Annotated in this window: 16 protein-coding genes; 7 read left to right on the plus strand and 9 right to left on the minus strand. The window is 38.0% G+C overall.

From position 1 onward, the window contains the following. Positions 1–48: 48 nt before the first annotated feature. The 3 genes from BCU68_RS08750 to BCU68_RS08760 form a co-directional block, all read right to left on the minus strand. On the minus strand, positions 49–1,434 hold the full coding sequence (locus BCU68_RS08750; RefSeq protein ID WP_102564395.1) for an HlyD family type I secretion periplasmic adaptor subunit: 1,386 nt from the start codon (positions 1,432–1,434) through the stop codon (positions 49–51). 118 nt (positions 1,435–1,552) lie between these two features. Next, complete coding sequence (locus BCU68_RS08755) at positions 1,553–2,773, minus strand: response regulator (RefSeq protein ID WP_102564396.1); 1,221 nt, start codon at positions 2,771–2,773, stop codon at positions 1,553–1,555. 16 nt (positions 2,774–2,789) lie between these two features. Continuing rightward, complete coding sequence (locus tag BCU68_RS08760) at positions 2,790–4,592, minus strand: ATP-binding protein (protein WP_133126138.1); 1,803 nt, start codon at positions 4,590–4,592, stop codon at positions 2,790–2,792. Between the two features lie 211 nt (positions 4,593–4,803). On the opposite strand from BCU68_RS08760, the gene pdxH reads away from it, so the two are divergent. The 5 genes from pdxH (at position 4,804) to BCU68_RS08785 (ending at position 11,834) form a co-directional block, all read left to right on the plus strand. Further along, positions 4,804–5,439 carry a pyridoxamine 5'-phosphate oxidase gene (pdxH, locus tag BCU68_RS08765; RefSeq protein WP_102564398.1) on the plus strand — a complete coding sequence of 212 codons (636 nt, stop codon included), beginning with the start codon at positions 4,804–4,806 and terminating at the stop codon, positions 5,437–5,439. A 426-nt stretch (positions 5,440–5,865) separates the two neighbouring features. After that, entirely contained in the window at positions 5,866–9,012 is a 3,147-nt protein-coding gene (gene putA, locus BCU68_RS08770; protein WP_102564399.1) for a bifunctional proline dehydrogenase/L-glutamate gamma-semialdehyde dehydrogenase PutA, read from the plus strand. 11 nt (positions 9,013–9,023) lie between these two features. After that, the gene (locus BCU68_RS08775; RefSeq protein WP_102564400.1) at positions 9,024–9,761 is read left to right on the plus strand and encodes a 1-pyrroline-5-carboxylate dehydrogenase; all 738 of its coding nucleotides are present in this window, start codon (positions 9,024–9,026) and stop codon (positions 9,759–9,761) included. 46 nt (positions 9,762–9,807) lie between these two features. Further along, positions 9,808–11,298 (plus strand): sodium/proline symporter PutP, encoded by a 1,491-nt coding sequence (gene putP / locus BCU68_RS08780; protein ID WP_102564570.1) that lies wholly within the window; start codon positions 9,808–9,810, stop codon positions 11,296–11,298. Positions 11,299–11,558: 260 nt separating this feature from the next. Next, on the plus strand, positions 11,559–11,834 hold the full coding sequence (locus BCU68_RS08785) for a hypothetical protein (RefSeq protein WP_198591711.1): 276 nt from the start codon (positions 11,559–11,561) through the stop codon (positions 11,832–11,834). Between the two features lie 97 nt (positions 11,835–11,931). Here the strand turns inward: BCU68_RS08785 and BCU68_RS08790 are convergent, their stop codons facing one another. After that, the gene (locus tag BCU68_RS08790; RefSeq protein WP_102564401.1) at positions 11,932–12,636 is read right to left on the minus strand and encodes a DUF445 domain-containing protein; all 705 of its coding nucleotides are present in this window, start codon (positions 12,634–12,636) and stop codon (positions 11,932–11,934) included. Between the two features lie 367 nt (positions 12,637–13,003). Between BCU68_RS08790 and BCU68_RS08795 the strand changes: the two genes are divergently transcribed. Together BCU68_RS08795 and BCU68_RS08800 are read left to right on the plus strand one after the other, a co-directional pair. Continuing rightward, complete coding sequence (locus BCU68_RS08795) at positions 13,004–13,795, plus strand: hypothetical protein (RefSeq protein ID WP_102564402.1); 792 nt, start codon at positions 13,004–13,006, stop codon at positions 13,793–13,795. A 165-nt stretch (positions 13,796–13,960) separates the two neighbouring features. Then, positions 13,961–15,658 carry an autotransporter assembly complex family protein gene (locus BCU68_RS08800; protein ID WP_241901322.1) on the plus strand — a complete coding sequence of 566 codons (1,698 nt, stop codon included), beginning with the start codon at positions 13,961–13,963 and terminating at the stop codon, positions 15,656–15,658. Between the two features lie 62 nt (positions 15,659–15,720). On the opposite strand, the gene BCU68_RS08805 is transcribed toward BCU68_RS08800, so the two are convergent. The 5 genes from BCU68_RS08805 to BCU68_RS08825 form a co-directional block, all read right to left on the minus strand. After that, entirely contained in the window at positions 15,721–17,202 is a 1,482-nt protein-coding gene (locus tag BCU68_RS08805) for a phospholipase D family protein (RefSeq protein ID WP_102564572.1), read from the minus strand. A gap of 105 nt (positions 17,203–17,307) precedes the next feature. After that, the gene (locus BCU68_RS08810) at positions 17,308–19,413 is read right to left on the minus strand and encodes a carboxylesterase family protein (RefSeq protein WP_102564403.1); all 2,106 of its coding nucleotides are present in this window, start codon (positions 19,411–19,413) and stop codon (positions 17,308–17,310) included. 231 nt (positions 19,414–19,644) lie between these two features. Continuing rightward, entirely contained in the window at positions 19,645–21,237 is a 1,593-nt protein-coding gene (locus BCU68_RS08815) for a hypothetical protein (protein WP_241901332.1), read from the minus strand. A gap of 360 nt (positions 21,238–21,597) precedes the next feature. Further along, complete coding sequence (locus tag BCU68_RS08820; RefSeq protein WP_102564405.1) at positions 21,598–22,950, minus strand: FUSC family protein; 1,353 nt, start codon at positions 22,948–22,950, stop codon at positions 21,598–21,600. A gap of 23 nt (positions 22,951–22,973) precedes the next feature. After that, complete coding sequence (locus BCU68_RS08825) at positions 22,974–23,840, minus strand: HlyD family secretion protein (protein WP_102564406.1); 867 nt, start codon at positions 23,838–23,840, stop codon at positions 22,974–22,976. Positions 23,841–23,849: the final 9 nt, after the last annotated feature.

Raw genomic sequence — 23,849 nt, forward strand, 5'->3', positions numbered from 1 at the left:
GGTGTATTATGCTGAAATGTAATTAGAAATTAGGCACATAAGAATTCCTTACTCTTTAAGTGCATTATTTTTTGCACCCAAGATTGGTTTCAATAAATACTCTAAAATAGTGCGCTTACCTGTGATTATGTCGACACTCACTGTCATCCCTGGGATGATAGGTAAGCCTTGCCCAAACTCCACTTGATCGGTACGGATACGAACGATATAAAAACTGTTACCTTCTTCGTCTTGTGTTGTATCAGCACTGATATGTTCTAGTTGCCCTTCTAAACCGCCATATTTGGTAAAGTCATAAGCACTAAACTTAAGAATAGCGACTAAGTCAGGGCGTAAAAATGCAATATCTTTAGGTGCAATTTTCGCTTCAACTAATAAAGTATCTTCAGTAGGAACGATTTCAACAATATCCATACCAGGTTGAATAACACCGCCAACCGTATTCACACCAAGGGTTTTTATTGTTCCTGTTACAGGAGAGATGACGGTTGTTCGATTCACTTTGTCTTCAAGACCAACTGTGGACTCAGTAATTGATGATAGACGGTCTTGAACCTCATTGAGTTTCTCTTGTTGTTCAGAACGAAAGGAGAGAGCAACATCGATTCTGCTTAACATAACTTCTTTAATTGCTGACTCTAGTACAGGGATCTTTAGCTCACTTGATGTCATTTCTCTGCGGGTATCATTAACTTGACGCTGTAGTTTTAATAATTCAATACGGGGTACAACACCCTCTTCAGCAAGTGGTCGAGTGATATCCAGTTCTTTTTTAGCAAAGTAATAGCTTTGACGTAAATTTTGAACGCGTGATTTTATTTCAACTAAATCTTGTTGTTTTTGTTTTACTTGTTGATCAAATACAGACAGTTGATTACGTAAATTATTTAGATCTTGCCGATATTCAGATTTTTGACGTTGGACGAGTTGTGGCTGTGCTTCTGAGAGTTGTGGTGGGAATGCCAGCTTTTTATAATCTAAAACGACACTTTTTTGCCATTGGCTAGCTGACACTTTTTCATTAACTATGATGCTTGAAATGGAAGCGGCAAGTTGTAAAACACTTGCTGTAAGGTTTGCTACTTGCTGTTCTCGCTCACGAAAATCAGATTTAAATCGAGTATCATCAATGAGAAGTAGTTGCTGTCCCTTCTGTACTTGTTGACCTTCTTTAACCAAAATTTGTTTAACTAATCCCCCTTCTAAGTTTTGCACTACTTGGATTTGGGAGGAGGGGACAACTTTACCTTCACCGACGGTTACTTTATCGATTTGAGCCCAAGAGGCCCATGCAATACTGATAATAAAGAACAGCACCATTATCCAAAGCATTAAGCGTGCATTTTTTGGGGTGTTTAAAAGTAAGGCTGCTGTTTTGTCATCAACATAATCGAGCTCGGTTTCGGAGAGCTTGTTATAATCCTTTTTGCTCATGTATTGTCCTTGTTTATCATGAGTGAGGCAAAAGCTTTGCTATATACGAGTATAGTTAAATGTTAAGGTATTGATGTAGTGAGTTATAAATACTTTATCTTTTTTTCTATATCTTCAATCATTTAAACTCTTTTTTATCGAGCTGATGCTTTTTCAGTTTGTCGTAGAGTGTTTTCCGTGAAATATTGCATTCAATTTGTATTTCTTTTAAAGCACCACTGTGCCTTTGTAAGGCATCGAGCAGCAATGTGTACTCAAAACTGTCCATCTTTTGATGAAAACTCAGTGGATCTTGATCAAGCATAGGAACTAACTGACCTAAAGCATCACGTTCTGGTTGCAATGCAAAGTGTTCTGCATAATGACGTAGCTGCTTTATATTTCCCTGCCATTCATATGATTCTAGTTGCTCAATGTCAATATTGGTAATTTTAGGAGGCTGCAATTGATAGCGGCTTGCTGCTCCTCTGACAAAGTGCTTGAAAAGCAATCTGATATCTTCAGTTCTTTGCTTCAGTGTTGGTAAATGAAAATGTACAAATGTATTTATTGTTGCATCTGGAAATTTCTGTGCTGATAGGATAAAACGACCTTGGGTTGATTTACAGGTGTTAATTATTTGCCATTGATTCTTGGTAAGTGCTTCAGCTGAATGGATATAGACACTACCTTGTTGTGTTTGACTTAGTAGTAAATTTAACTCTTTAATGAATTTACTATCCGAATAGCGATTTAATACATAGGCTGATCGTGGAATTAACTCCGCACAATTTATTGAGTGGATATCATGAGTATATTGTGCCGCTATTCGTTTCCCTGTTCCTGTCTCACCGGTAAATAAGATATGACTGGTCAGTGGTAATGAAATTATGTTACGCCGTAACTCATTCATTACAGGAGAATGCCCAATAAGTTTAGGGCCAACTTGTGTTTGTACTTCTAATTCTTTACGTAACCAGTAATTTTCTTGCACGAGTCTCAGCTTTTCTTGAGCTTTGCGAATTGAAGTAATTAGTTTTTCAATTGAGATTGGCTTTTCTAAAAAATCATAAGCACCAGATTTAATCGCATTAACTGCAATTTTTATATCTCCATACCCAGAAAGCACAATCACTTGAAAATGAGGGTTGTCAGCCAGTAGCTTATTCATAAAATCAAGTCCATTCATTACTGGCATATGAATATCTGTGATAATAACACTTGCTACTTTTGTATTGATGCACTGTAAGGCTTCAACAGCATTTGGAAATGTAGTTACGTCGATATTTTCCATTAATAACGCTTGTTGAATCGCATCTCTAATCGCAGGTTCATCATCAATAAAATAAACTTCTGACATTTATTCTTCCTTTGCATTAATTGCTAGATAAAGTGAGTTCAAATTTAAAGGTGCATCCCGATGGTTGACGGTTAAAAGCATTAATCGTCCCCCCATAGTTTTCTAGCATGCGCTTACAAATGGTTAACCCAAGTCCTAACCCTTCAGGCTTCGTGGTGTAGAAAGGATCAAAAAGGGTACTCGTATCACTCTCTTTAATGCCTGCCCCATTATCCCAGATACTAACTTGGCAACAGTTGCCAGATATTTGCCAATTTATTCCTAATTTTGGGTTACTTGTTTTTTCAAGAGCTTGAATAGCATTATGAATGAGGTTAATCAGAATTTGTTCTAACTGAATAGCATTAATTTTTATCGTGATATCATGTGGCAGAGGAGGGATTTTTAAAGTAATGCCTTTACGAATAATTGTTGCACTAAGTATTGCTAAACTATTATGAATTGCTTGATGTAATGATGCTTGGTCAGTTTTCTCTGTGCTTGTTTTGCGAGTAAATACTTTTAATCGAGCAATAATATGCGAAATAGTTTCATTTAGATCGTGCATTTTTTTAAGGTTGCCGGCGACGATATCGTAATTTTGGTTTTCTAATAATCGGGAGCAATTAATTGTATACACTTTTAATGCTGCAAGTGGTTGGTTTATTTCGTGGTTAATACTTGCTGATAGTTCGCCAAGTAAAGCCAGTTTTGCTGCTTGAGTCAGTTCATTTTGGGTGTTTTTTAGTAACAACTGAGATTTTTGATATTGAAATAAAGTTTGCTGTAATTGCTGGTTGCTTTTGTATAGATGCAGAGTGCGGCGGTGAACTTTTGTTTCTAAATCTAGATTCAGTTGTGTAAGGTATTTTTTAGCATTATAGGTTTGTACCCAAAACCAAATAATAGAAGTCATTAGTGAATATATTACGAGTATTAGTAGGGTTTGTTGCAAACTTTGCTGTGTGATATTCGCTCGATTATAAAGAGAAATGACTTGAAAAGATTGCTCATTAACAGGGTTGACGTAAAAGTAAGTCTCTTTTTGTTTTAAGAGTGCATCTGATTCAAAAGGGGTTTGAGAATAAATGTTACTTGGTTGATGTTGCTCTGTCCCTGTATTTGCCAAAATAACTTGAGAGCCGTATTGTTGGGTATAGTCTAATTGACGTTTTTGCTGCATAGAAAGTGGCATCAATACTTGATATAACCAAGTACGATCACTGGCTAAAAAAACAATCCCGTTACTATCTATAGCAATCCATTTGAATTCTTGATTATTAAGGTGTTGTTCTATCAGTGCTAAATTTACTTTTACCGTAATAACGCCGACGATTTGGTCTTGAGCATAAATAGGTGATGAAAAGTAATAACCACGCTGATTTGATTTTAGTCCTAGCGCAAAAAACTGCGTATTTTCCCCCTGAATAGCACGATAAAAATAGGGTCTAAAATCGAAATTTTCACCAACAAAACTGTAGTGAGAATCAAAATTACTTGCCGCGATAACTTGTCCATCACCGTTATGGATATAGATAGCATCAGCTAATGTTTGTGCTGCCCATTTCTTTGTTAGGTCGTTAAGGTTCTGTAGTGAGGATGGATGACCGAAAAAGGCGGTAACTCGTGGATCATGACTTAATAAATTGGGTATTTGTTGGAATTTTGCCATTTCAGCATGAATTTGCTGCTCGGTATAGTGAGTTGAACTCTCTAATTGAGTCGTTAGATTAGACTCATAATAATAAACAAAAAAGTAGTAGCTACATAGAGTTAGTATGCTAGCAAGGCTAAAAGCATATAAAATAAATGGCTTAATTTCTATTGTTCTATGCTTCAAATACAGCACCTCAGTCAAGGTTAATGATATGTAACAACTAAGTGGCAATATCGTATCATCTACATTGCAGCAGTAACGAGATCTAAGGCTTATTTATTTTGCTTAACAAGGATTTCATAATGAAATGGATTTAATTGGATTATGCTCTTTATAGGGGCTTGTTTTTCGTAGTACATCAGCGCAAAATCAATCAAATTTTTAAGGAGTTGATATGGAACTTACGGATATTCGTCGAGAGTACGCAAAAGGTGGTTTACGACGTAAAGACCTTGCTGCGGATCCGATCGATCAATTTAATTTATGGCTAGAGCAGGCGATCGAAGCAAAATTGACGGATCCAACGGCAATGACAGTTGCTACCGTTGATGAAAATGGTCAGCCGTTTCAACGCATTGTATTATTGAAAAATGTCGATAAAGATGGTTTTGTTTTCTATACCAACTTAGGTAGTCGTAAAGCTGAGCATATAGGGCAAAATAGTAAAATAAGCTTACATTTCCCTTGGCATCCATTGGAAAGGCAGGTGCATATTACTGGCGTTGCTGAGAAGCTTTCGGCTTTTGAAAATATGAAATACTTTTCATCTCGTCCTAAAGAGAGTCAACTAGCAGCCATTGCCAGTAAGCAAAGTAGCCGTATTTCAGCACGTGGCATACTCGAAGGTAAGTATTTAGAGCTAAAGCAGAAATTTGCTCAAGGTGAGATCCCTGTACCGAGTTTCTGGGGAGGCTTTAGAGTTAAACCTGAATCGATAGAGTTCTGGCAAGGTGGAGAGCACCGACTTCACGATCGCTTCTTATTTTCGAAACAAGATCAGCAATGGGTCATTGACCGTTTAGCTCCTTAATTGTCTCCGGCGTATAGAATTAAACTTCCGTTATTAACTATCTGATTAATATTTAATTAATTATGTTGTGAATATCGGGAGTTATACGTTTAGCATGATTTTCTTTTCGAAAGCATGATCATGGTATATCGTTGCTAAAGCTTTCAAGTTCATTGATGTATCTATTCATACTTTCCATTTCACCTCCTATCTAACAATTAAATCATCTATTTATCATGGCTTTACCTTGTTATTGGTTTGTTCTTACCTAGTGATTCAATTTAACATCAGCCGTAAGTTAGTCCTTCTTGATCATAGTTCCAGTAAGTTTGATCATCAATCATTGTCACTTCACAACTATGATCATCGTGACTAACTTTTCAGCAGATCAGTAGTAGAGTAAAAGTAGCCCCTAGGTTATTTTGCCGATAAAGCTAAGGAGATCGGATGTTTATCGCTATGGATGTGTTAAAGCCCGAGTTTAACCAACAGTCACTTGATCAGTTGTGGTCATTAATCTCACCATTATATATGGTGGATGAAAACCAATGGTTGAGAGAGCTGATTCCTTTAGCCACACCGATTGAGTGTGAAAAGCAAAGCATGACATCAAAAACGGCTGCACTTATTGAGTCGATTCGCGCAGATAAGGCATCGATTCAATTAATTGATGCGCTTTTATTGGAGTACAGTCTCGATACTCAAGAAGGCATTTTATTAATGTGTCTAGCGGAAGCGTTAATGCGGATACCTGATGTAGCCACGGCTGATGCATTGATCCGCGATAAGTTGACCGTTGCAGATTGGAAGTCTCACCTTAAGAACTCTGATTCCATTTTCGTCAATGCTTCAACCTGGGGATTAATGATCACTGGCAAGGTCGTGGGCTTACCTGAAAAGTCATCACATAGTGCTATTCATGCTATAAATCAGCTAGTTAATAAAATGTCAGAGCCGATTATTCGTCAAGCTATGCAGCAAGCAATGAAAGTAATGGGGCATCAATTTGTTTTAGGACAAACCATCACAGAAGCTCAGAGTAATGGCTTAGCTATGCGTGCTAAAGGTTACACTTATTCCTTTGATATGTTAGGAGAAGCTGCGCTGACGAAGAAAGATGCTCAGCAATACTTTACTGCATATTTAAATGCGATAGAGGAGGTTGGTCATTATGAAGCGCTTTATCGCCAACAAAACTCAACGAAGGACAATAACCCTTCTTCTGTCTCAATTAAGCTTTCAGCACTACACCCTCGTTATGACGTCGCTAATAAAGAGAGGGTATTAAAAGAACTATATGAAAGCGTTAGCCAATTGCTATTACGGGCTCGCGAGCTAGATGTTGCTATTACGATAGATGCAGAAGAAGCTGATCGTCTTGAGCTATCTTTGCTCTTATTTGAGAAATTATTTTGTAGTCAGTGGGCTGCCGGTTGGGGAAAATTTGGCTTAGTCGTGCAAGCTTATTCTAAACGAGCGCTACCAACCTTAGTATGGCTAAATAAACTCGCCAAAGAACAAGGTGATATTATTCCATTACGCTTGGTTAAAGGCGCTTATTGGGATAGTGAAATAAAATGGTCTCAGCAAGGTGGTTACGCAAATTATCCAGTTTATACTCGTAAAGAATCCACCGATATTGCCTATCTAGCCTGTGCTCGCTATCTGCTTAGTAGTGAGGTAAAAGGTCATATATTTCCTCAGTTTGCTAGCCATAATGCACATACAATCAGTGCGATATCGGTTATGGCATCGCATAAAGAATTTGAATTTCAGCGTCTTTATGGCATGGGTGATGCGCTATACCAATATGCCACACAAGCTTACCAGCAAACAGTACGAATATACGCACCGGTTGGTCATCATCAAGATTTACTTCCTTATTTAGTTCGCCGCTTACTAGAAAATGGGGCGAATAGCTCTTTTGTGCATCGCTTAGTTGATGCTCGCTGCCCAATTGAAACGTTAACGGAGCACCCTTTAGATAAATTACTTTCATATCAAACCCTTCACAATGCACAAATACCTTTACCCGTTGATATCTTTGCCACACGTAAAAACTCTTTAGGTATCAACGTCGATATAGAAAGTGAACGCTTACCCTTTGAGCACGAAGTTTCAGTATGGATGAGACATTGTTGGCAAATGGGACCAATAATTAATGGAGAATCCTGCCTCGAAAGCATGATCAAGGCAGATCAAGCGCTAAATAGAATTAGTGCACCTTATGACCGGCGGATAAAAGTGGGAGATGTTGCTTTTTCCCACCTTGATCATGTTTCCGAAGCGATGCAAGGTGCAAGGCGTGCATTTACGCAATGGGAAAGTGTTAACTATAAGATAAAAAGCGAGTTATTAAGAGAGCTAGCTTTTCAGTTGGAATTAAACTTTGCCGAATTTGTGGCTTTATGTCACCAAGAGGCAGGAAAAACTATTCACGATAGTATTGATGAGATCCGAGAGGCTGTTGATTTTTGCCGCTATTACGCCGATCAAGTAGAGCAATTGAATGTTGGCAATATTGAAAGTTTTGATGGCGTTTCGAGAAAAGTACACTATAAAGCAAGAGGGGTGTTTGTGTGCATTAGCCCATGGAATTTCCCCTTGGCTATATTTCTTGGTCAAATAACAGCAGCATTAGTGACAGGTAATACCGTAGTGGCAAAACCGGCAGAGCAAACCAGTTTAATTGCTTTACGCGCTGTTGAGCTAATGCATATAGCAGGATTCCCTCAAGGCGTCATTCAATGCTTACCAGGTCATGGCACTGAAATTGGTGATGCTTTGATCTCTCACCCCTTAGTGGCAGGTGTTGCTTTTACTGGTTCGACAGCCACAGCACAAAAGATCAACCTTACGCTTGCACAAAGAGGGTTACCACCCGTTCCATTTATTGCTGAAACAGGTGGGCAAAATGCGATGATTGTCGATAGTAGCGCGTTACCAGAACAAGTGGTACGCGATGTTATTCGCTCAGCTTTTGCATCAGCGGGGCAGCGATGCTCAGCATTAAGAGTGTTATTTGTTCAAGAAGATATCGCTGAACATATTATTCACTTAATCAAAGGTGCTATGGATGAGCTAAAAGTGGGATTACCGTATTTACATCAAGTTGATGTTGGTCCAGTGATTGATCGTTCAGCAAAAGATAAGTTACTCAAGCACATCCAAAGTATGAAACAAAACCATAGAAAAGTTGCTGAATTGCCACTTGACGATGTATGTCAGCATGGTGACTTTGTGGCGCCTTGTGCCTTTGAAATTACAGATATAGCACAATTGAAAGAAGAGAACTTTGGTCCGATTTTACATATTATTCGTTTTAAAGCCAGTGAGTTAGCCAAGGTTGTAGCACAAATTAATGCAACAGGGTTTGGTTTAACACTTGGGATTCATAGTCGAAATGAAACCACTTATCGTTGGATCGAAAGGCATGTTCAAGTGGGAAATAGTTATATTAATCGCGATCAAGTCGGTGCTGTGGTTGGCGTACAGCCCTTTGGTGGGCAAGGCCTCTCAGGAACGGGTCCTAAAGCGGGTGGTCCACATTATTTATATCGATTTACACAATTTGATATGGAAGAGCGGATATAAGGGGAAGGTTTATGGTTCATCAGATCACGAGTTTTACGGATTCAGTCGATGCCTGGAAACAATGGAGTTTAGTCGATTTTACATTTAGAAGTGAGTGTTTACTTTCGTTGTGTGAGCAGGTTCATCATATCCCAGAGTTTGAGTCAGCGTTATTAACTGATGTTATTCGCTACCACATTCAACACAGTGCGCGTTTGGTTGAAAATCCTCATGAATTACTTGGGCCGACAGGTGAAAGTAATCAGCTATATTGTATGGGGAGAGGTGTTAGCTTACTTATTTTTGATGACTCTGCACATGAATCCGTTGATAGAACTCAGAAATATTCGGCCTATCAAGCCTTTATCGCATTGCTCAGTACGAGTATTTTAGCGGGTAATGCTGTAGTTATTTGTTGTAATAATGAAGACCTAAATCGGACCCTTGCTAGCGCTTTGCATGTGGCAAGCTTTCCAATTAACTTGATTCAGATAAGACCATTAGAAGATTCATTTTCGTTTGCTCAAGAAGATATTGCTAGTGTTGGCTATATTGGTAATAGTGTAGTAGAACAGAGGCTTAATATACATTTAGCTCAGCGTAAGGGAGCAATCATTAACTTAGTTTCTGAGACCTGTTGGGATCGACCGCTGATTTGTTATGATCCCAATTTAGCGTTGCATTTTATGACTGAGCGAACATGCACAATTAACACAACTGCGGTGGGAGGAAATACCACGTTACTGGAGTTAGGCGCCGCTGAAGATTAATTAGGGATTTAGATAGTATCAATTTAATAAAAAGGATTTTTATATGATAGAGAATAGTTTTGCTATTACAGCAACGTTTATAGCGTATTTGTTTATGATGTTAGCTATAGGCGTGATAGCTTATCGACGCACTGTTAATTCGACTGACTATTTTTTAGGTGGTCGTTCATTGGGGCCATGGCCTGCTGCGTTATCGGCAGGCGCTTCTGATATGAGTGGTTGGTTATTACTGGGTTTGCCGGGCTACGCTTATGCTGCTGGTGTCGAAGCATTTTGGCTCGCTGGTGGGCTCTTATTAGGTACTTGGCTAAACTGGTTAATTAATGCCAAACGATTACGGACATACAGTATCGTGACCGATGCTTTAACCCTTCCTGAGTATTTATCTCGCCGATTTAATGACAATTCAAAATTGATCCAAACCATATCGGCTTTATTTATCTTGCTCTTTTTCCTTTTCTATACCAGTTCTGGCCTTGTTGCAGGGGGAAAATTGTTTGAAACCGTCTTTGGGTTAAATTATACAACAGCAGTGATGATAGGGGCTTTTTGCGTTGTCTCTTATACACTATTTGGTGGCTTTTTAGCGGTAGCATGGACAGATTTAGTCCAAGGCTTACTGATGTCAGCTGCACTATTAATTGTCCCAATTGCCGCGATGCAAGGCGGTTTTAGCCAGCTTAATCAAGATTTATCAGCGATTAATCCGGAGTTATTAACCCTATGGAATGATACAAAAGGGCAGCCACTTTCTGCTATTGCGATCATCTCTTTAGCGGCATGGGGGCTGGGTTATTTTGGCCAACCACATATTTTGGCCAGATTTAAAGCATCGCGCAGCAATCGAGAGTTAACCACGGCTCGTAGAATTGCGGTTGTATGGACTGCGCTGTCTATGGCTGGTGCTATGTTAGTTGGGCTAGTTGGCTTAGTTTATGTCACTAACTCTGATATGGGAACACTCGCTGATGGAGAGAAAATCTTTATGTTGCTAGTCAATGCTATCTTCCACCCAGTGATTGCCGGCATTCTATTAGCTGCTATTTTAGCGGCAATTATGAGTACTGCAGATTCACAACTATTAGTCTCCTCTTCGGCCTTAGCTGAGGATCTTTATAAGCAAATAATCAATAAAGAGGCGAGCTCTCAACAGGTAGTGATGATTGGTCGACTCGGTGTGATCATTATTTCACTCGCGGCTTTATTTTTAGCCATGTCCCCTGACAGTTCAGTGTTAGGCCTTGTTTCCTACGCTTGGGCTGGTTTTGGTGCTGCGTTTGGACCTGTTGTTGTATTGAGCTTATATTGGTCTCGAATGAATAAAGCAGGAGCTTTAGCTGGTATTTTAGCCGGCGGTATTACTATCGTGATTTGGAAGCAATTGAGTGGTGGTTTATTTGATATCTATGAGATTGTACCTGGCGTTTTATTATCAACCGTTATGGTTATTGTCGTGAGCTTGCTAACCAACAAGCCAGATCAAATGACTGAAAAACAGTATCAAAAATTTAAGCAACAACTGATAGAGCTAGATTAAACCTAGTCATTATCGTTATCTTTTTAAAGAGCTTGCATTCTTTCTATTTCGTAGAGAGAGCAGGCTTTTTTACGTTATGTCAATATTATTTTGTCACTTACTGATGTCAAAAAAACGACACAAAGAGAATGGATTTCTAGAGGCAGGGCACACTTTTTAAGATTTCTATTATTAATGTGGAACAAATTTGAACAAAATGTGTCAATACGATTAATGTTCGTATATTTTGTATTATTTTTTTAAATGCCTTGGAGTTAGTTATGCCCGATACTTATTGCTCATCATGCAAAAAGACAACCGCCCATAAAGCGATCATGCGTCGCTGTAAAGATGAGCAAGAGGAAACAATATTACGTAGTTTTCAGCATTTGATGTCACAGTTTATCAATGCTGGGCAGCATTATAAAATGGAAGAGGTTTTACTCTGCCGTTATTGTAATCAGCAAAATGTGAATTTACATATAGTTCAGCAGGATCATGCAATCGAAGAGTTAGGTACTGCAGTTGAAGAAGAAAAGCGTCAAGTGAATGCATGATAAAGTGAGAGTACGTAGATTTCTGATGGACAGATAGAAATGGAAACGTCTGACTGACTTCCATTTCTATCTTAAACTTAGGGATTATTAGCTTTACTTAGACAAGTAGTGAAGAAATAAGACCGATAGATCCACCAAAGACCCCACCCCAAACGACTAACCAACCTAAGTGGGTTTTAATCATCGTTTGTACCATCTCTTTGACTAACTTTGGCGTTAACTCATTTAAACGCTGATCGATGATATTTTCCACATTTTCTTTTATCTCTTCCATCATTGCCGGTGATTCTAGCTGCGTTTTGATCGCCCCTTTTACAGAGTCAGTTTGGCTAATTTCAATGATAGAAGATTGCATTTTTTCGATGAAAGGTTGCTTAAGCGGTTCTAAGGCTTCTGTACCACCAAACATTGCGATCATTCCTCCAAATGATGACTGAGAGATCACATCAACTAACGAGTCAAATACCGGATTGAAATCTACTTTTTCCATTACTGGTTTTAAATCGAGTAACTGATTACTGCCTATCTCCTTGCTTAGGAAGCGGTCGATATTTGCATCGGTAAAAAACTGCTCCATCATGAGTTGTTTGATGGCGATTTTAAACTCTTCAAAGCGTGCAGGGATCACGCCTGACCCATAAAGTCCTGGAACCTTTTCAAATAGCATATGAATAGCAAGCCAGTTGGTTAATGCGCCTGAGAAAGCAAAGAGACCAATATACATAATAGTGTTGTGATTAAGTGCGTAGCCAATCACGAGAAGCGAAAGTGAAAGAAGGTTAGTTAACAAGCTTTTGTTCATAGTTATTCTCATTAAATAGGGTTAAGTGCAATTTAATGAAAAATTTCTTGAAGTGCAAAGTCTAATTTGAACTAATTAAATTCAAATAATGCGATCTAGATCTCTTCTTTTTTATGATGATACCTGTGTTACATTTTTGTGAAATACGATTAAGTTTGAGCTATTTGTAAGAGTAACGATGATACAAGGTTAATTTTTTTCTTACATTATAATTAGCTGCAATTAATTGCTTTAAAGCATGCCTTAAACAAAGCAAAAGTTAATATTATGAAGGGTTGGATCCTGCATAAGAGAGGGTTGGCTAATCACTTTTTATCGTAGAGTAGCGCTCAATTATTAAATAATACCATTCCAATTGAGGGCTATTATGAACCTTTTTAAAACTAGTGCACTAAGTTCAGCACTATTAGCTATTATGTCAACGTCTGCTTACGCTGAAGATAGTGTAGTAGAAATTGAATCTATTGAAGTCGCAGCACAAGAGCAAGAGCTTGACCCTTCTGATATGACGCGTGCAAATACATCTATGTATGTGGCACTGAGTAATGAAGGTGCGGTAAAAGCATCAGGTTCTTTATCGTACACTTACCAAAATGGTCAGATGTCGATGGTGACACTGGAAGGTTCAATGGACAGTGAAGGTGAGTATTCAGATAGCCGTCTTCAATACTTCCACGTATTCAACACAGGTAACAGCATTAGCCCACGTGTCGCTGCTTCTCTTGACATTATTGATAACGACTCTTTTACAACAGCAGCAGTTGGCGCAATCTCTATTTTTAGAACTCCAAATGAAAACCTAACCTTCTTTGGTCGTGTAGGCGCTCTTGCAGGTGAGTACTCTGATAGCTTTGCTTCAGATCGTAAGATTTCAGATAAAAGCATTGTCGGTGGTATGGCAGCAGCGTATGCAGTACTAAAAACGGGTAACGATGGTACTTATCTTGCACTTTACCCAGAGTATACATACCTACATGGTGATGTGGAGATGTCGACAGTTAAGACGACCTTTTTGGCAGCAACACCAATGTCAGAAGATAAAACGCGTTGGGGTCAATTTAAGTTAGAAAGTTCATCAACCTCTATGACTCAAGATAATCAATCAATTGATCTTCCTACAGAAACAGTTGCTTGGTTCCAATACAAAGTATTCTTCTAAGATCGCAGCGCTATAGCGTATCGGTTATATGATCACTTTGCAGGGACGCAAAGTGAGTGATTATTATTTTACTCTCTCTTATTTGTTTAACTCCGCTTTAATATCCCACCTTTCTGCTATTTTTGCTAAACTCATAATGCTTGTTCTACCGTTCTAGGGTTCATTTTGATTCGACATTTTCATTTAATCAGTATTTTTAGCTTATTGATTGGCACGGCTCCCACTGCATTTGCATCGATAAACGTAAAAGGGCTATCTGATACTCTGCAAGATAACCTTAATTATTATATTGATTTAAATGATGAACAGGTAATGAAAAAATGGAGTGACGCAAAGTGGAATAAGTTAGTTAATAATGCTTTGAATCCTTTAGGTTACTACCATCCACATATTTTGATAGATAAAACGGATAAAAATCTCATTCTTACCATTGATGCAGGCGTAGCAATGCGAATTATTGAATCAGATGTTGTTATTTCAGGTGAAGCTCAATTCGATCAAGACTTTCAGCAGGCGGTTATACAAGCTAATCTTAAAGTAGGTCAGCGATTACATCATGGACGCTATGATGAATTAAAGAAAAAAATACAAACCTTAGCGACCATAAAAGGTTATTTTAGTAGTCAGTTTATTACCCATCAGTTAAAGGTTTCACCAGAGGCAAATGAAGCATCTATCCATCTTCATTTTAATAGCGGTCCTCGTTATTATTTTGGTGAAACTCTGATTAACAATAGCCAAATAGAGTTAGATCGCTTAGCAACTTTAGAGCCATACAACATTGGAGATGAGTTTGATACACGACTATTAGGCTTATACCACTCACAATTATCCCAAACAGGTTGGTTTAATAGTGTGTTGATTGAACCAAATATAAATTTAGCCAATGAAAACCATGAAATACCAATTAATGTTAATTTGGAACCACATCATAAAAATGTAGTACAAGTTGGCGGTGGGGTTGTGACGGATATTGGTTTGCGCGCTTCATTACGTTGGACTCAGCCATGGTACAACACTCGTGGTCATAGTTTTGAAAGTGAAGCAAAACTGTCAAAACCAGAGCAATCTTTACAATTAGGCTATAAAATTCCAACGCTTGATGTACTTAATGATTATTACGCAGTTCAATTTACCTCTTCCCATGTTGACTATTTAGATACTCGTAGTTTTTCGTCCAATTTATCTTTTGAGAAGCATTGGATTTTAACCAGCCACTGGGAAAGTAGTGTCTATCTCCAATACCTTTATGAAAATTATACTCAGGCTTCTGATGAAGATATCACACAGCTTTTAATGCCAGGGATCTCTTTTACTTATACAAGTGGAAAAGAGGAGAGTAAGCGTTTAAAACATAAGCACCAACTATCAATTGAATACTCCAACGATCATGTTATCTCCGATATACAATTATTGCGCTTACAAAATGATTCTATTGTTGCTAGAAATTTTGGTAATAAGCAAAAAATACAATTTAGGACGACGATAGGCATTAATATAACCGATGAATTATCAGAACTGCCTTCTTCATTACGCTACTTTGCTGGTGGTGATAATAATTTACGAGGCTATGACTATAATTCTATATCACCAGTTGATGAGAGTGGTGAGTTGACGGGGGCATTGTATCTTTTTAATAGTGGCTTAGATTATCAATATAATATATACGGTGCCTTTTGGTTAGGTGCCTTTATTGATTATGGTGATGCCTTTGACAGCAAGCCAGATCTGAAAAAAGGGACAGGGGTTAGCATTGAACGATATTCAGAGATAATACCAATAAAGTTAGATTTTGCATGGGGAGAGGGGGCTTCAGGGAAGGATAAATTTAAGCTACATTTTTCTTTAGGTGCTCAATTTTAAGCTCGATTTTATTTGGCATCCATGCCTAGCTATGCGGTGACACCTGAACAAATTTCGTATACTTATAACTCAGATTCACCATCCATTTTTCTTATCACCCAATCTGGAAAGGCATGCCAATGACTATAATTAGGGTTAGAGTCATAAATGTGATCTTCAGATAACCATAAAGTATTATTCTCACTGTCTCGAGTTACTTGCCAGTAAAGACTATCCCTTTCTTTAAATAGATAGTGATGTAACTGAGTCGCAAAATCTTCACTGTAAACAATGAGACCAAGCTCAAGATTTAAAAAATCAGATCGAGGATCAAAATTAGATGAGCCAATATACGACACTTTATTATCTAAAATAATCGTTTTATTGTGATAATAGGTATCGGTATGATAGTAATGATCACTATTTCTCGCTTGATCTTTATACTCAAAAATATTGATGCCCATACTTAATAATGTTTCCCGATGTTTTTCATAATAAGCAGGAATAAATCCAGAGTCATTTGATGCCGAAGAGTTAGTCACAACTTGAACATTTGCTCCTTGGTTTGTTAGCTGTTCTAATATCTCAAACTTTCCATTTGTTGGTACCATATAAGGAGATGAAATGGTAGCATGCTGAGCATTATCTAACTCTGCTTTAATCAAATGTTTAACACGAGAACGAAAGTAAGGTTTATTGTCGTCTAGTTTTTTTATTGAATCAAAAACAGGTGTGACAGTTACAGGCAAATAATTAATATCTGTTAAATGCTCTAAATGATATAAAATGTCAGCAATGATATCAGTATCATAATATAGTGAGTGTTCATATTCTTTATTAAAATGAGAGTAATTACCTGGTTCTTTAATCATAATAAGCTGAGAAATAGGTATTAGGTTCCCACTTTGCCATAACGATTCATAATTATCAGCAAAGGCGTTAATGACATTACCTTTGAATATAACATCTAAATCATAAAAGTTTGCTTTTTGGCTGTAACCGAAATACTCGTTACCGATGTTTCTACCCCCTAATAGCAGAGTGTGGTGATCAACATTAAAATACTTCTCATGTAGGCGGTTATCGAGTTTATCTTGGTTCAATTGAAAGTCAGTGGCTCGCCCCAACCAGCCCATTTTTCTTGAGTTAAATGGATTGAAAATTCGAATTTGAATGTTGTGGTGAGCATCAATATCTGCCAACCACTGTTCATTAAATACTAATAGATCATCAAGTGCGAGACGAACTTGAACCCCTCGATCTGCGGCTTTTTTAAGCTCGTTAAGCAGTATGAGACCTAATGCATCTTTGTCCCAAGAGAAGTAGGTTATATCAATGGATGTTTCAGCATTGCGTATAAGATCAACACGACGTACAAAAGCTTCTGGCGCTGATGGAATTAAATACGCTTTTGCAGAATAGTGTTTTGTTGCCCAGTTTGCTTCAAAGTCCTCAGAAACTTCGGGACTTGGCGTAGCGCAACCTGTAAGTGTAACTATAAGCAAAAGCATTATAGCAGATGAGACATTGCGATAAGTTGTTCTCAAATAGTCAGATGATGGCATGAATGTCATAGGTGACCTTTAAATAAGTGATAACTAAAAGCATAGATGATAAACAGAAAAAACGGCCAATAAAGATTGACCGTTTAGGTTTATATTAAATGTTGTTTAGAAATAGCCTAAAGTCAGTTGATTTTCATCTAACCAATTCAAACGACCAGAGTTAACCGTTTCATCCTGAGTTTCTTGGTAGTCATTGTCCCAATTATTAACAGGGTTAATATCACCATCTTCATTAATCAGTAGTACATTGTCATATTCAGTACGGTAAATGTATTGTGGGCTAAATAGCGCTTCACTAAACCAGAAACGAGACATTTCATTCATTAATGCTTTGTCTTTTGTTGATGGGTGAACTTCAGTGCTATCTCTTCTTAATGATTTATTAAAAACAAAAGGCAGTTCTGAACCATGACAAGCGCCGCTAATACAACCAATGGTCTTAATAAATTCAATAATATCCATATCAGAAGCCAACTCTTCATCTAGGAAGTTAAAGCTTGGGTTGTAATCAAAATGATAGAAAGTCGCCGTAATCGGGGTGCCATTCTCATCTATGTTATTGTTATCTGAAGTTTCAGCTGCAATAAGGCGTGCAGGGCCAGCGAACAGCATATCGTTAAGTAAGGTTTTAAAATTACCCATGTTCTCGATAGAACCGAGTAAGCCTTCCTTAGGTGCATAATCTTCTAACGTGAGTAGTTGATTATTTATCTCACTATTGCCTAGGCCAAAAAATAACTTAACTACAGCCTCATATGCAGTATCTGGCAATGTCACTTGTTCGCCAATACAAGCCACTATTTCTTCGGTGCTATCTAACGTAAGACAAGCGATAATTTCAGAAAGGCCATTAATACTTGGTTGTGTTAATGCTTGTTCGAGTTGTTGTTGGTTGTCTTTACTATTCAACCATGCTGCTAGGTTTTCAATGGTTTTATCCGCATCTTCTGGATCAATAACCTCGGGTGCTAACTCTGTAATTATTTCAATCACAGTTGGAATTAAAAAAGTTAAACTTGGCAACATACCAAAGCTGTTTGATTCGGAATTATTTGAGCCCAGTACGGTTGGGACGGTAAATTCAGCTTGCGATGGCTGAGAAATAAAATGGTAACCGTAGGCTGAAGAGAATAAAGGCTTCTTATATTCGTTATAAGGCGCAAAGGGCATCATAGTAGCCATTGGTGTATTATCAGCGCTAACGGGTATCAAGGAGCTTAGGCTGCTTAGTGATTTTAGTAGCCAATCGACGATACGTTCACCTGGTTCTGTTAGATCTTTTTGCTTTACCATCAAATCATCTAATGGCGCAGTTTTTAGTGCGTCTATATCAAGGTCACTCGTTAAGTTTTTAGCAACATCATAACTTTGATATTCAAAACCATATGGGTTACTTTGCATAATTGCACGTTGGAAATAGTCGCCTGTAACCACTTCCTTGTTATCATCTTGCTGGAGAATACCAACCGACATTGCCCCAGAACCTTGCCCCATTAAAGTGACGTTACTTGCATCGCCACCGAAATTAGCAATGTTAGTATGCACCCATTCTAACGCTCGCTTTTGATCTCCCAGACCAAAGTTACCACCTTCTGGATTCGCTTTGCCATCAACCCACATACTGCCTAGTAATCCTAAACGGTAGTTGAACGTTACGGCAATAAAGGGTTGGTTATCAGATGCACCCTGTGCCACAACGGTATCAGCGTGTATGAGTGGCTCTGAGCCTGCGCCATATTCAAAGTCACCACCGTGAATAAAGACATAAACGGGTAACTCTTCATTGCCTTCCAAGCCTGCTGGACGCCAAATATTAAGGTTTAAACACGCTTCTGATTGTGCTTGTGTCGTTGCTTTGAGCTGTGGACAAGCATCCTGAAATACTGTCGCATCAAGACCACCACCAATCATGGCTTCATCATTTAAATTATTAATGATCTGGCTATGTTCAAAACGAGCGGCTTGTGCGTATGGAATACCTTTAAAGGCTTCAATAGAGACACGTTCTTCATCACCATCAAGAGTAGTAATAACAACCGATTCTTCGAGAGCATTAATAGTGGTTTCACCAATAGAAAGAGAGACTTCTTTTGGGTCGAGAGGTTGCAGAGGATCGGGTGTTGATGGTCGGCTGGTATTGTCGTCACTGCCACAAGCAGCTAATGCTAAAGAAAGGGTGACAGCAAGAGTTGAGCGATTAAATACAGTCATGAGTTATCCACATTTATGGCACTTTTCGAGTGCTTGTAATTGTCATCAAAACGGGCCATTCCTGCGCATTACTTCCCCTTCAATGGGGTTTGATGTTTACGTTGTTTTGTTTATAGCGAGATAATAAAGGAGTTTCGCTAATGGTTGTAATCTTATATGAAGGACGACGCCCATCCAGTGTTATGGGTTAAGCTCTAGTCATCACACTAGAGCTTTTAAAAAAATGGGTATCTAGAAGCGATAACCTAAGTTTAATGTCATTGCGTTGCGACTTTCCCCTTTATTATATAAAAAGGAGAGATTGTAATGTTTTCCCATTTGTTTATTGAAACCAATCAAATAAGCCCATTTATTAATATCAGTACCCACATTATAATGAAATACCTCACCGCCAATTTCCACACTGTCGACCTTGCCATTCATGTAAGGCTTTAAACCTTGGTATTCAGCACCGATAAATATTTGTGCACGATAATCAGGTAATTGATAACCTAGCATTGGCTGTACAGTTAAGACACCATCGCCCCATTCATTAGCATCAGTCAATTTTGTTAATGAGTATGTCCCTGTCACTGATGCAAAAAGCTGACGGTAGCCTACAGAGAGTGTTGTACCGACACCAACGACATCATACTCAAGGTGTAATGGAACACGTAAAGTTGAACGATTACATAATACAGATAACTCTTTGCAAAAAGCATTACCTAAGCCAGGTAGTTTATTGTTGAGTTGTTCTTGTAAACCTTCACCAATAGCGCCGGTATATTGAGCATCAACATTGGCATCAACATTTACCTTTCCAACTAATCCATAGACATTCCAAAAAGGAAAAATATTAACATCACCACGGATAGAAAGACTTTCAGCTTTTACTGTACCGATTGACTCTTCTGGATCAAATAAGTCATTAAAGTCGATTCCCATTACATTAAAATCAGTAAAGCCAATGTTCATATCTTGATTACGGTACGCGACTGAAACTCCATATGGGAGTGGCACATCAATACCTTGACGACGGATCATATCCCCCATCAGTGGAAAGACTCGGTCAAGTTTTACACTGGCTTCATGAATACGAGGATCTGAAACTTGCGATAACAATTCCTCATTTAAAACAGAGATGCCAGAGTCATTATAATAAGCAACGGGCTTAATCGTCATAACTAACTTGACGGGTTTATATTTTTTTGTAACACCATGGCTAGTGATGGTTTTATCTGCAATAACAACTTTACCGTTATCTAATATGTTGAAATTAATCTTTTGATGGTATGAATCAATTTTATATTTGTCAAAAGTAAAAGGTTTTGAATTAGAAATAATCATGCTAGTTGGTTTGTTATTTTTAATATTAATCTCAACGTTCATGAATCTAAAGTAGGCAATATCTTGTGGTAGACCAAACTTTGAGTAATTAAATGTGATAACCGCATCACCATTACCTAAATCAGTGGCTTTCACAGATTTGGAATCATAACTTTGTGCATATTTACGTAATAAGTACTCTTTACGTGTATTACTTTCTATTTCTTCAATTATATTTTCATTTTTTGCTAATTGTTCAAGATTATACTTAATACGTAAATCGATATTACCTTTAGCATCGGTATCTTGAACGAGAAAAACTTCTGAATGTTTAACGTTATCACCAACTTCAATGGAGCGAGTAACATGCTCAACTAAATGCTCACCTTGAATAAGAGAGCTTAAGCCTAGTTTAGGTAAATTTTCATCAATACCATAACGTTGAAAAATCTCTTTACCATTATTACGAATATCTTCTGATGTAATAATATCATCACTTGCAAAAGAGGTTGCAGACATACCGGTTAATACCATAGCGCCTGCGATTAAGACTGAGCGAATTGAAGTGGTTTTTGTTAAAGACTTAGTTATTATCATTGCTTCATCACCATACTGAATGTCAATCCTATGAGCATTTCAGTGAAAGTATTTTATCAGCTGCCCGCACCTTGTTCAGCTAGGTTACATCAATACCCCTACTGCTGTGGTTAATGAGTATTTGATGTTTTGTTGATGGGGAGATTATTACTCAATATAGCGGATGGAGTTAATCGCTTATGATGGATAAGACCCTCAGATCGTACCCAACGACTTTTATTCTTTAACTTAATTAGAAAATAGCCTCATGTTAGTGATGACGGCATGAGGCTACGATTAAAATTAAATTGACAGATTGGGGTTATATAATTTGGTATAAAAACTGGCAACGCCTAAACAAACAAAAACCAGTGATAGCATTAATAATGGCGTTTCTATCGAATAACTTGGTGTGCTTTGTAGGGCACTCATCGTTAACACAACGGATAAATTACCGCCAAGTACTTTTTGTATCGCCATTTTTGGAGAAGCACAAACCTTCCAGATAAAGAAACCATTAGCAAAAAATAATCCAGCTAACTGCCATGCCTCAGTGAGGGTTGGCATAATAAAAATATATTGAGCAAGAAAAAACACCCCCCAAACAATAGAACCTATTCCCGCATGCTTAATCGCATTGTTAGGCAGAGTGACAAGAACATTGGCAAAGATAGCAGAGATCATTGGCATAATGTAGCCACCAGGTACCGGTATATATATCCACATGAGTAAGCAGGTCACTAAAATACTAACAGCAGTGATCACTTTGCGTAAACGCTCTGATGCAGGAATAGCAAAAGAACTTTGTGGTAATGGCGTTGTTAAATAGTCAGTTTCTGTCTTATCGATCCATTTTTTAAGTTTATCTTGATTGCTTTTTAAAGAAGATAAGCTGCAGATGATAAGATGTATACCTTGCTTCTTGTGGCGAGCAATATCACTCGGTACCCCAGATAGTGTTTCGAGCTTGATCATCGCATCAATAATGATTTTCCAACGATTTTTTTCATTAAGTAGTCGTGAACTGCCATTAAGAGGAAGCGCCAATATCTCTTGTAGCTTAGTAAGTCGACGAATCTGTTCATCATTATTTTTACTAATATTTGTGCCATTGTTAACTAAGCATAACTTAATGTGATAGATACTCTCTTTGAGTAAAGTAAAAAAGGTACTCTCTGTTTTTACTGGCCAAATAAAGCGAAATACAAGACTAAAAGCAATAATGCCTAAGACGTTTTCTTTCATCCGTAATATGGCAATATTGAAGGTGGTTGCACTATCAAAACCACCAACAGTTGAAATGATAGTGCATACAACAAAACCGATCGTAAATGCATAACCGAATCGCTTATGTGATGACATAGCCACACATAGAGCGAGAAAGAGCACGTAGAAAGTAATGAATAATAATCGTTCTTGGGCAAAGAAAGCCAATAAGAAAGTGGCATAACAAGCGCCTAGCAGTGTTCCTAAGAGGCGATTTTGACCTTTTCTTATCGCATGGGAATAGGTTTCATTAGCTGCAACAATAAATACGGTGATAGCAGCCCAATAAGGCTTGTCCCACCCTAGCGATAAAGGCAGCAAAATAGAGATAGCAACGGCAATCCCTACTTTGATTGCTTCTTTGGTGTTATGACTTAAATGACTTAGCATATTGAAGCCCTCCTATTGAACCACTATTCGCCTTTGATTATTTTCACTGAAGCTGTCATACCAACACGTAATTGCAAATCTTCAGGGATGTTAGTGAGTTTAATTTTTACTGGGATACGTTGTGCTAAACGGATCCATTGAAAGTTTGGGTTCACTGTTGGTAGTAAGTTTGTGCTTGTGCTGCCATCAGATTTAGCAATGCCATAGCCAATACTTTCAATTTTACCTTCAAGGTTGTATTTATTGTGCATGAGTAATGTGATGTAGGCTTTGTCTTGTGGATCAACACCGTTTAAGTCCGTTTCTTTAAAGAAGCCTTCCACCCAAAAACTATCCTTATCAATAAGTGCAACGACAGGGGTATTCGCAACCACTTGAGAGCCTTCACGTAAATTAAAATTTGTGATGTAGCCATCTGTTGGAGCGTATACTTTAGTAAAAGATAAATTGAGTTTAGCATCATCAACACTGGCTCGAGCTACGTCACGATTTGCTTCAGCGGTTTCTATCGCATTAGTTAAATTATTCAGGGTTAAAACAGGCACAGCCCCTGGGGTAATTTTAACTAGTTCGAATGAACGCTTAGCCTCATTTTTAGCTTTCTTAACGAGCGCTTCGCTTTGCTTGAGTGCTGCTTGTGCTTTTTTGAGGTTGACCTGATAGATACTGTCATCTATTTCAAATAAAAGATCACCTTTGTTAACCAGGACGTTATCGTTTATTTCTATATTGGTTACTTGACCTGTAACACGTGGCGTGACTTGAATGACATAAGCACGTACTTGTCCATCACGAGTCCACGGGTTAGCGGTGTAAATACAGTATTGAGTGTAGCCAATATAACCTGCGATTAAAGCTAGGGTAACAGTAATAAAATATCGTTTTAGCATGGTATAGCC

Origin of the sequence: Vibrio sp. 10N.286.49.B3, assembly GCF_002873395.1 — a bacterium.
Taxonomy (GTDB): Bacteria; Pseudomonadota; Gammaproteobacteria; order Enterobacterales; family Vibrionaceae; genus Vibrio.

Bases quoted from the DNA above. Each gene is read 5' to 3' on its own strand.
- BCU68_RS08750 (WP_102564395.1), bottom strand. From the start codon at position 1,434: ATGAGCAAAAAGGATTATAACAAGCTCTCCGAAACCGAGCTCGATTAT.
- BCU68_RS08755 (WP_102564396.1), bottom strand. From the start codon at position 2,773: ATGTCAGAAGTTTATTTTATTGATGATGAACCTGCGATTAGAGATGCG.
- pdxH (WP_102564398.1), top strand. From the start codon at position 4,804: ATGGAACTTACGGATATTCGTCGAGAGTACGCAAAAGGTGGTTTACGA.
- putA (WP_102564399.1), top strand. From the start codon at position 5,866: ATGTTTATCGCTATGGATGTGTTAAAGCCCGAGTTTAACCAACAGTCA.
- BCU68_RS08775 (WP_102564400.1), top strand. From the start codon at position 9,024: ATGGTTCATCAGATCACGAGTTTTACGGATTCAGTCGATGCCTGGAAA.
- BCU68_RS08785 (WP_198591711.1), top strand. From the start codon at position 11,559: ATGCCCGATACTTATTGCTCATCATGCAAAAAGACAACCGCCCATAAA.
- BCU68_RS08790 (WP_102564401.1), bottom strand. From the start codon at position 12,636: ATGAACAAAAGCTTGTTAACTAACCTTCTTTCACTTTCGCTTCTCGTG.
- BCU68_RS08795 (WP_102564402.1), top strand. From the start codon at position 13,004: ATGAACCTTTTTAAAACTAGTGCACTAAGTTCAGCACTATTAGCTATT.
- BCU68_RS08805 (WP_102564572.1), bottom strand. From the start codon at position 17,202: ATGCCATCATCTGACTATTTGAGAACAACTTATCGCAATGTCTCATCT.
- BCU68_RS08810 (WP_102564403.1), bottom strand. From the start codon at position 19,413: ATGACTGTATTTAATCGCTCAACTCTTGCTGTCACCCTTTCTTTAGCA.
- BCU68_RS08815 (WP_241901332.1), bottom strand. From the start codon at position 21,237: ATGTCTGCAACCTCTTTTGCAAGTGATGATATTATTACATCAGAAGAT.
- BCU68_RS08820 (WP_102564405.1), bottom strand. From the start codon at position 22,950: ATGCTAAGTCATTTAAGTCATAACACCAAAGAAGCAATCAAAGTAGGG.
- BCU68_RS08825 (WP_102564406.1), bottom strand. From the start codon at position 23,840: ATGCTAAAACGATATTTTATTACTGTTACCCTAGCTTTAATCGCAGGT.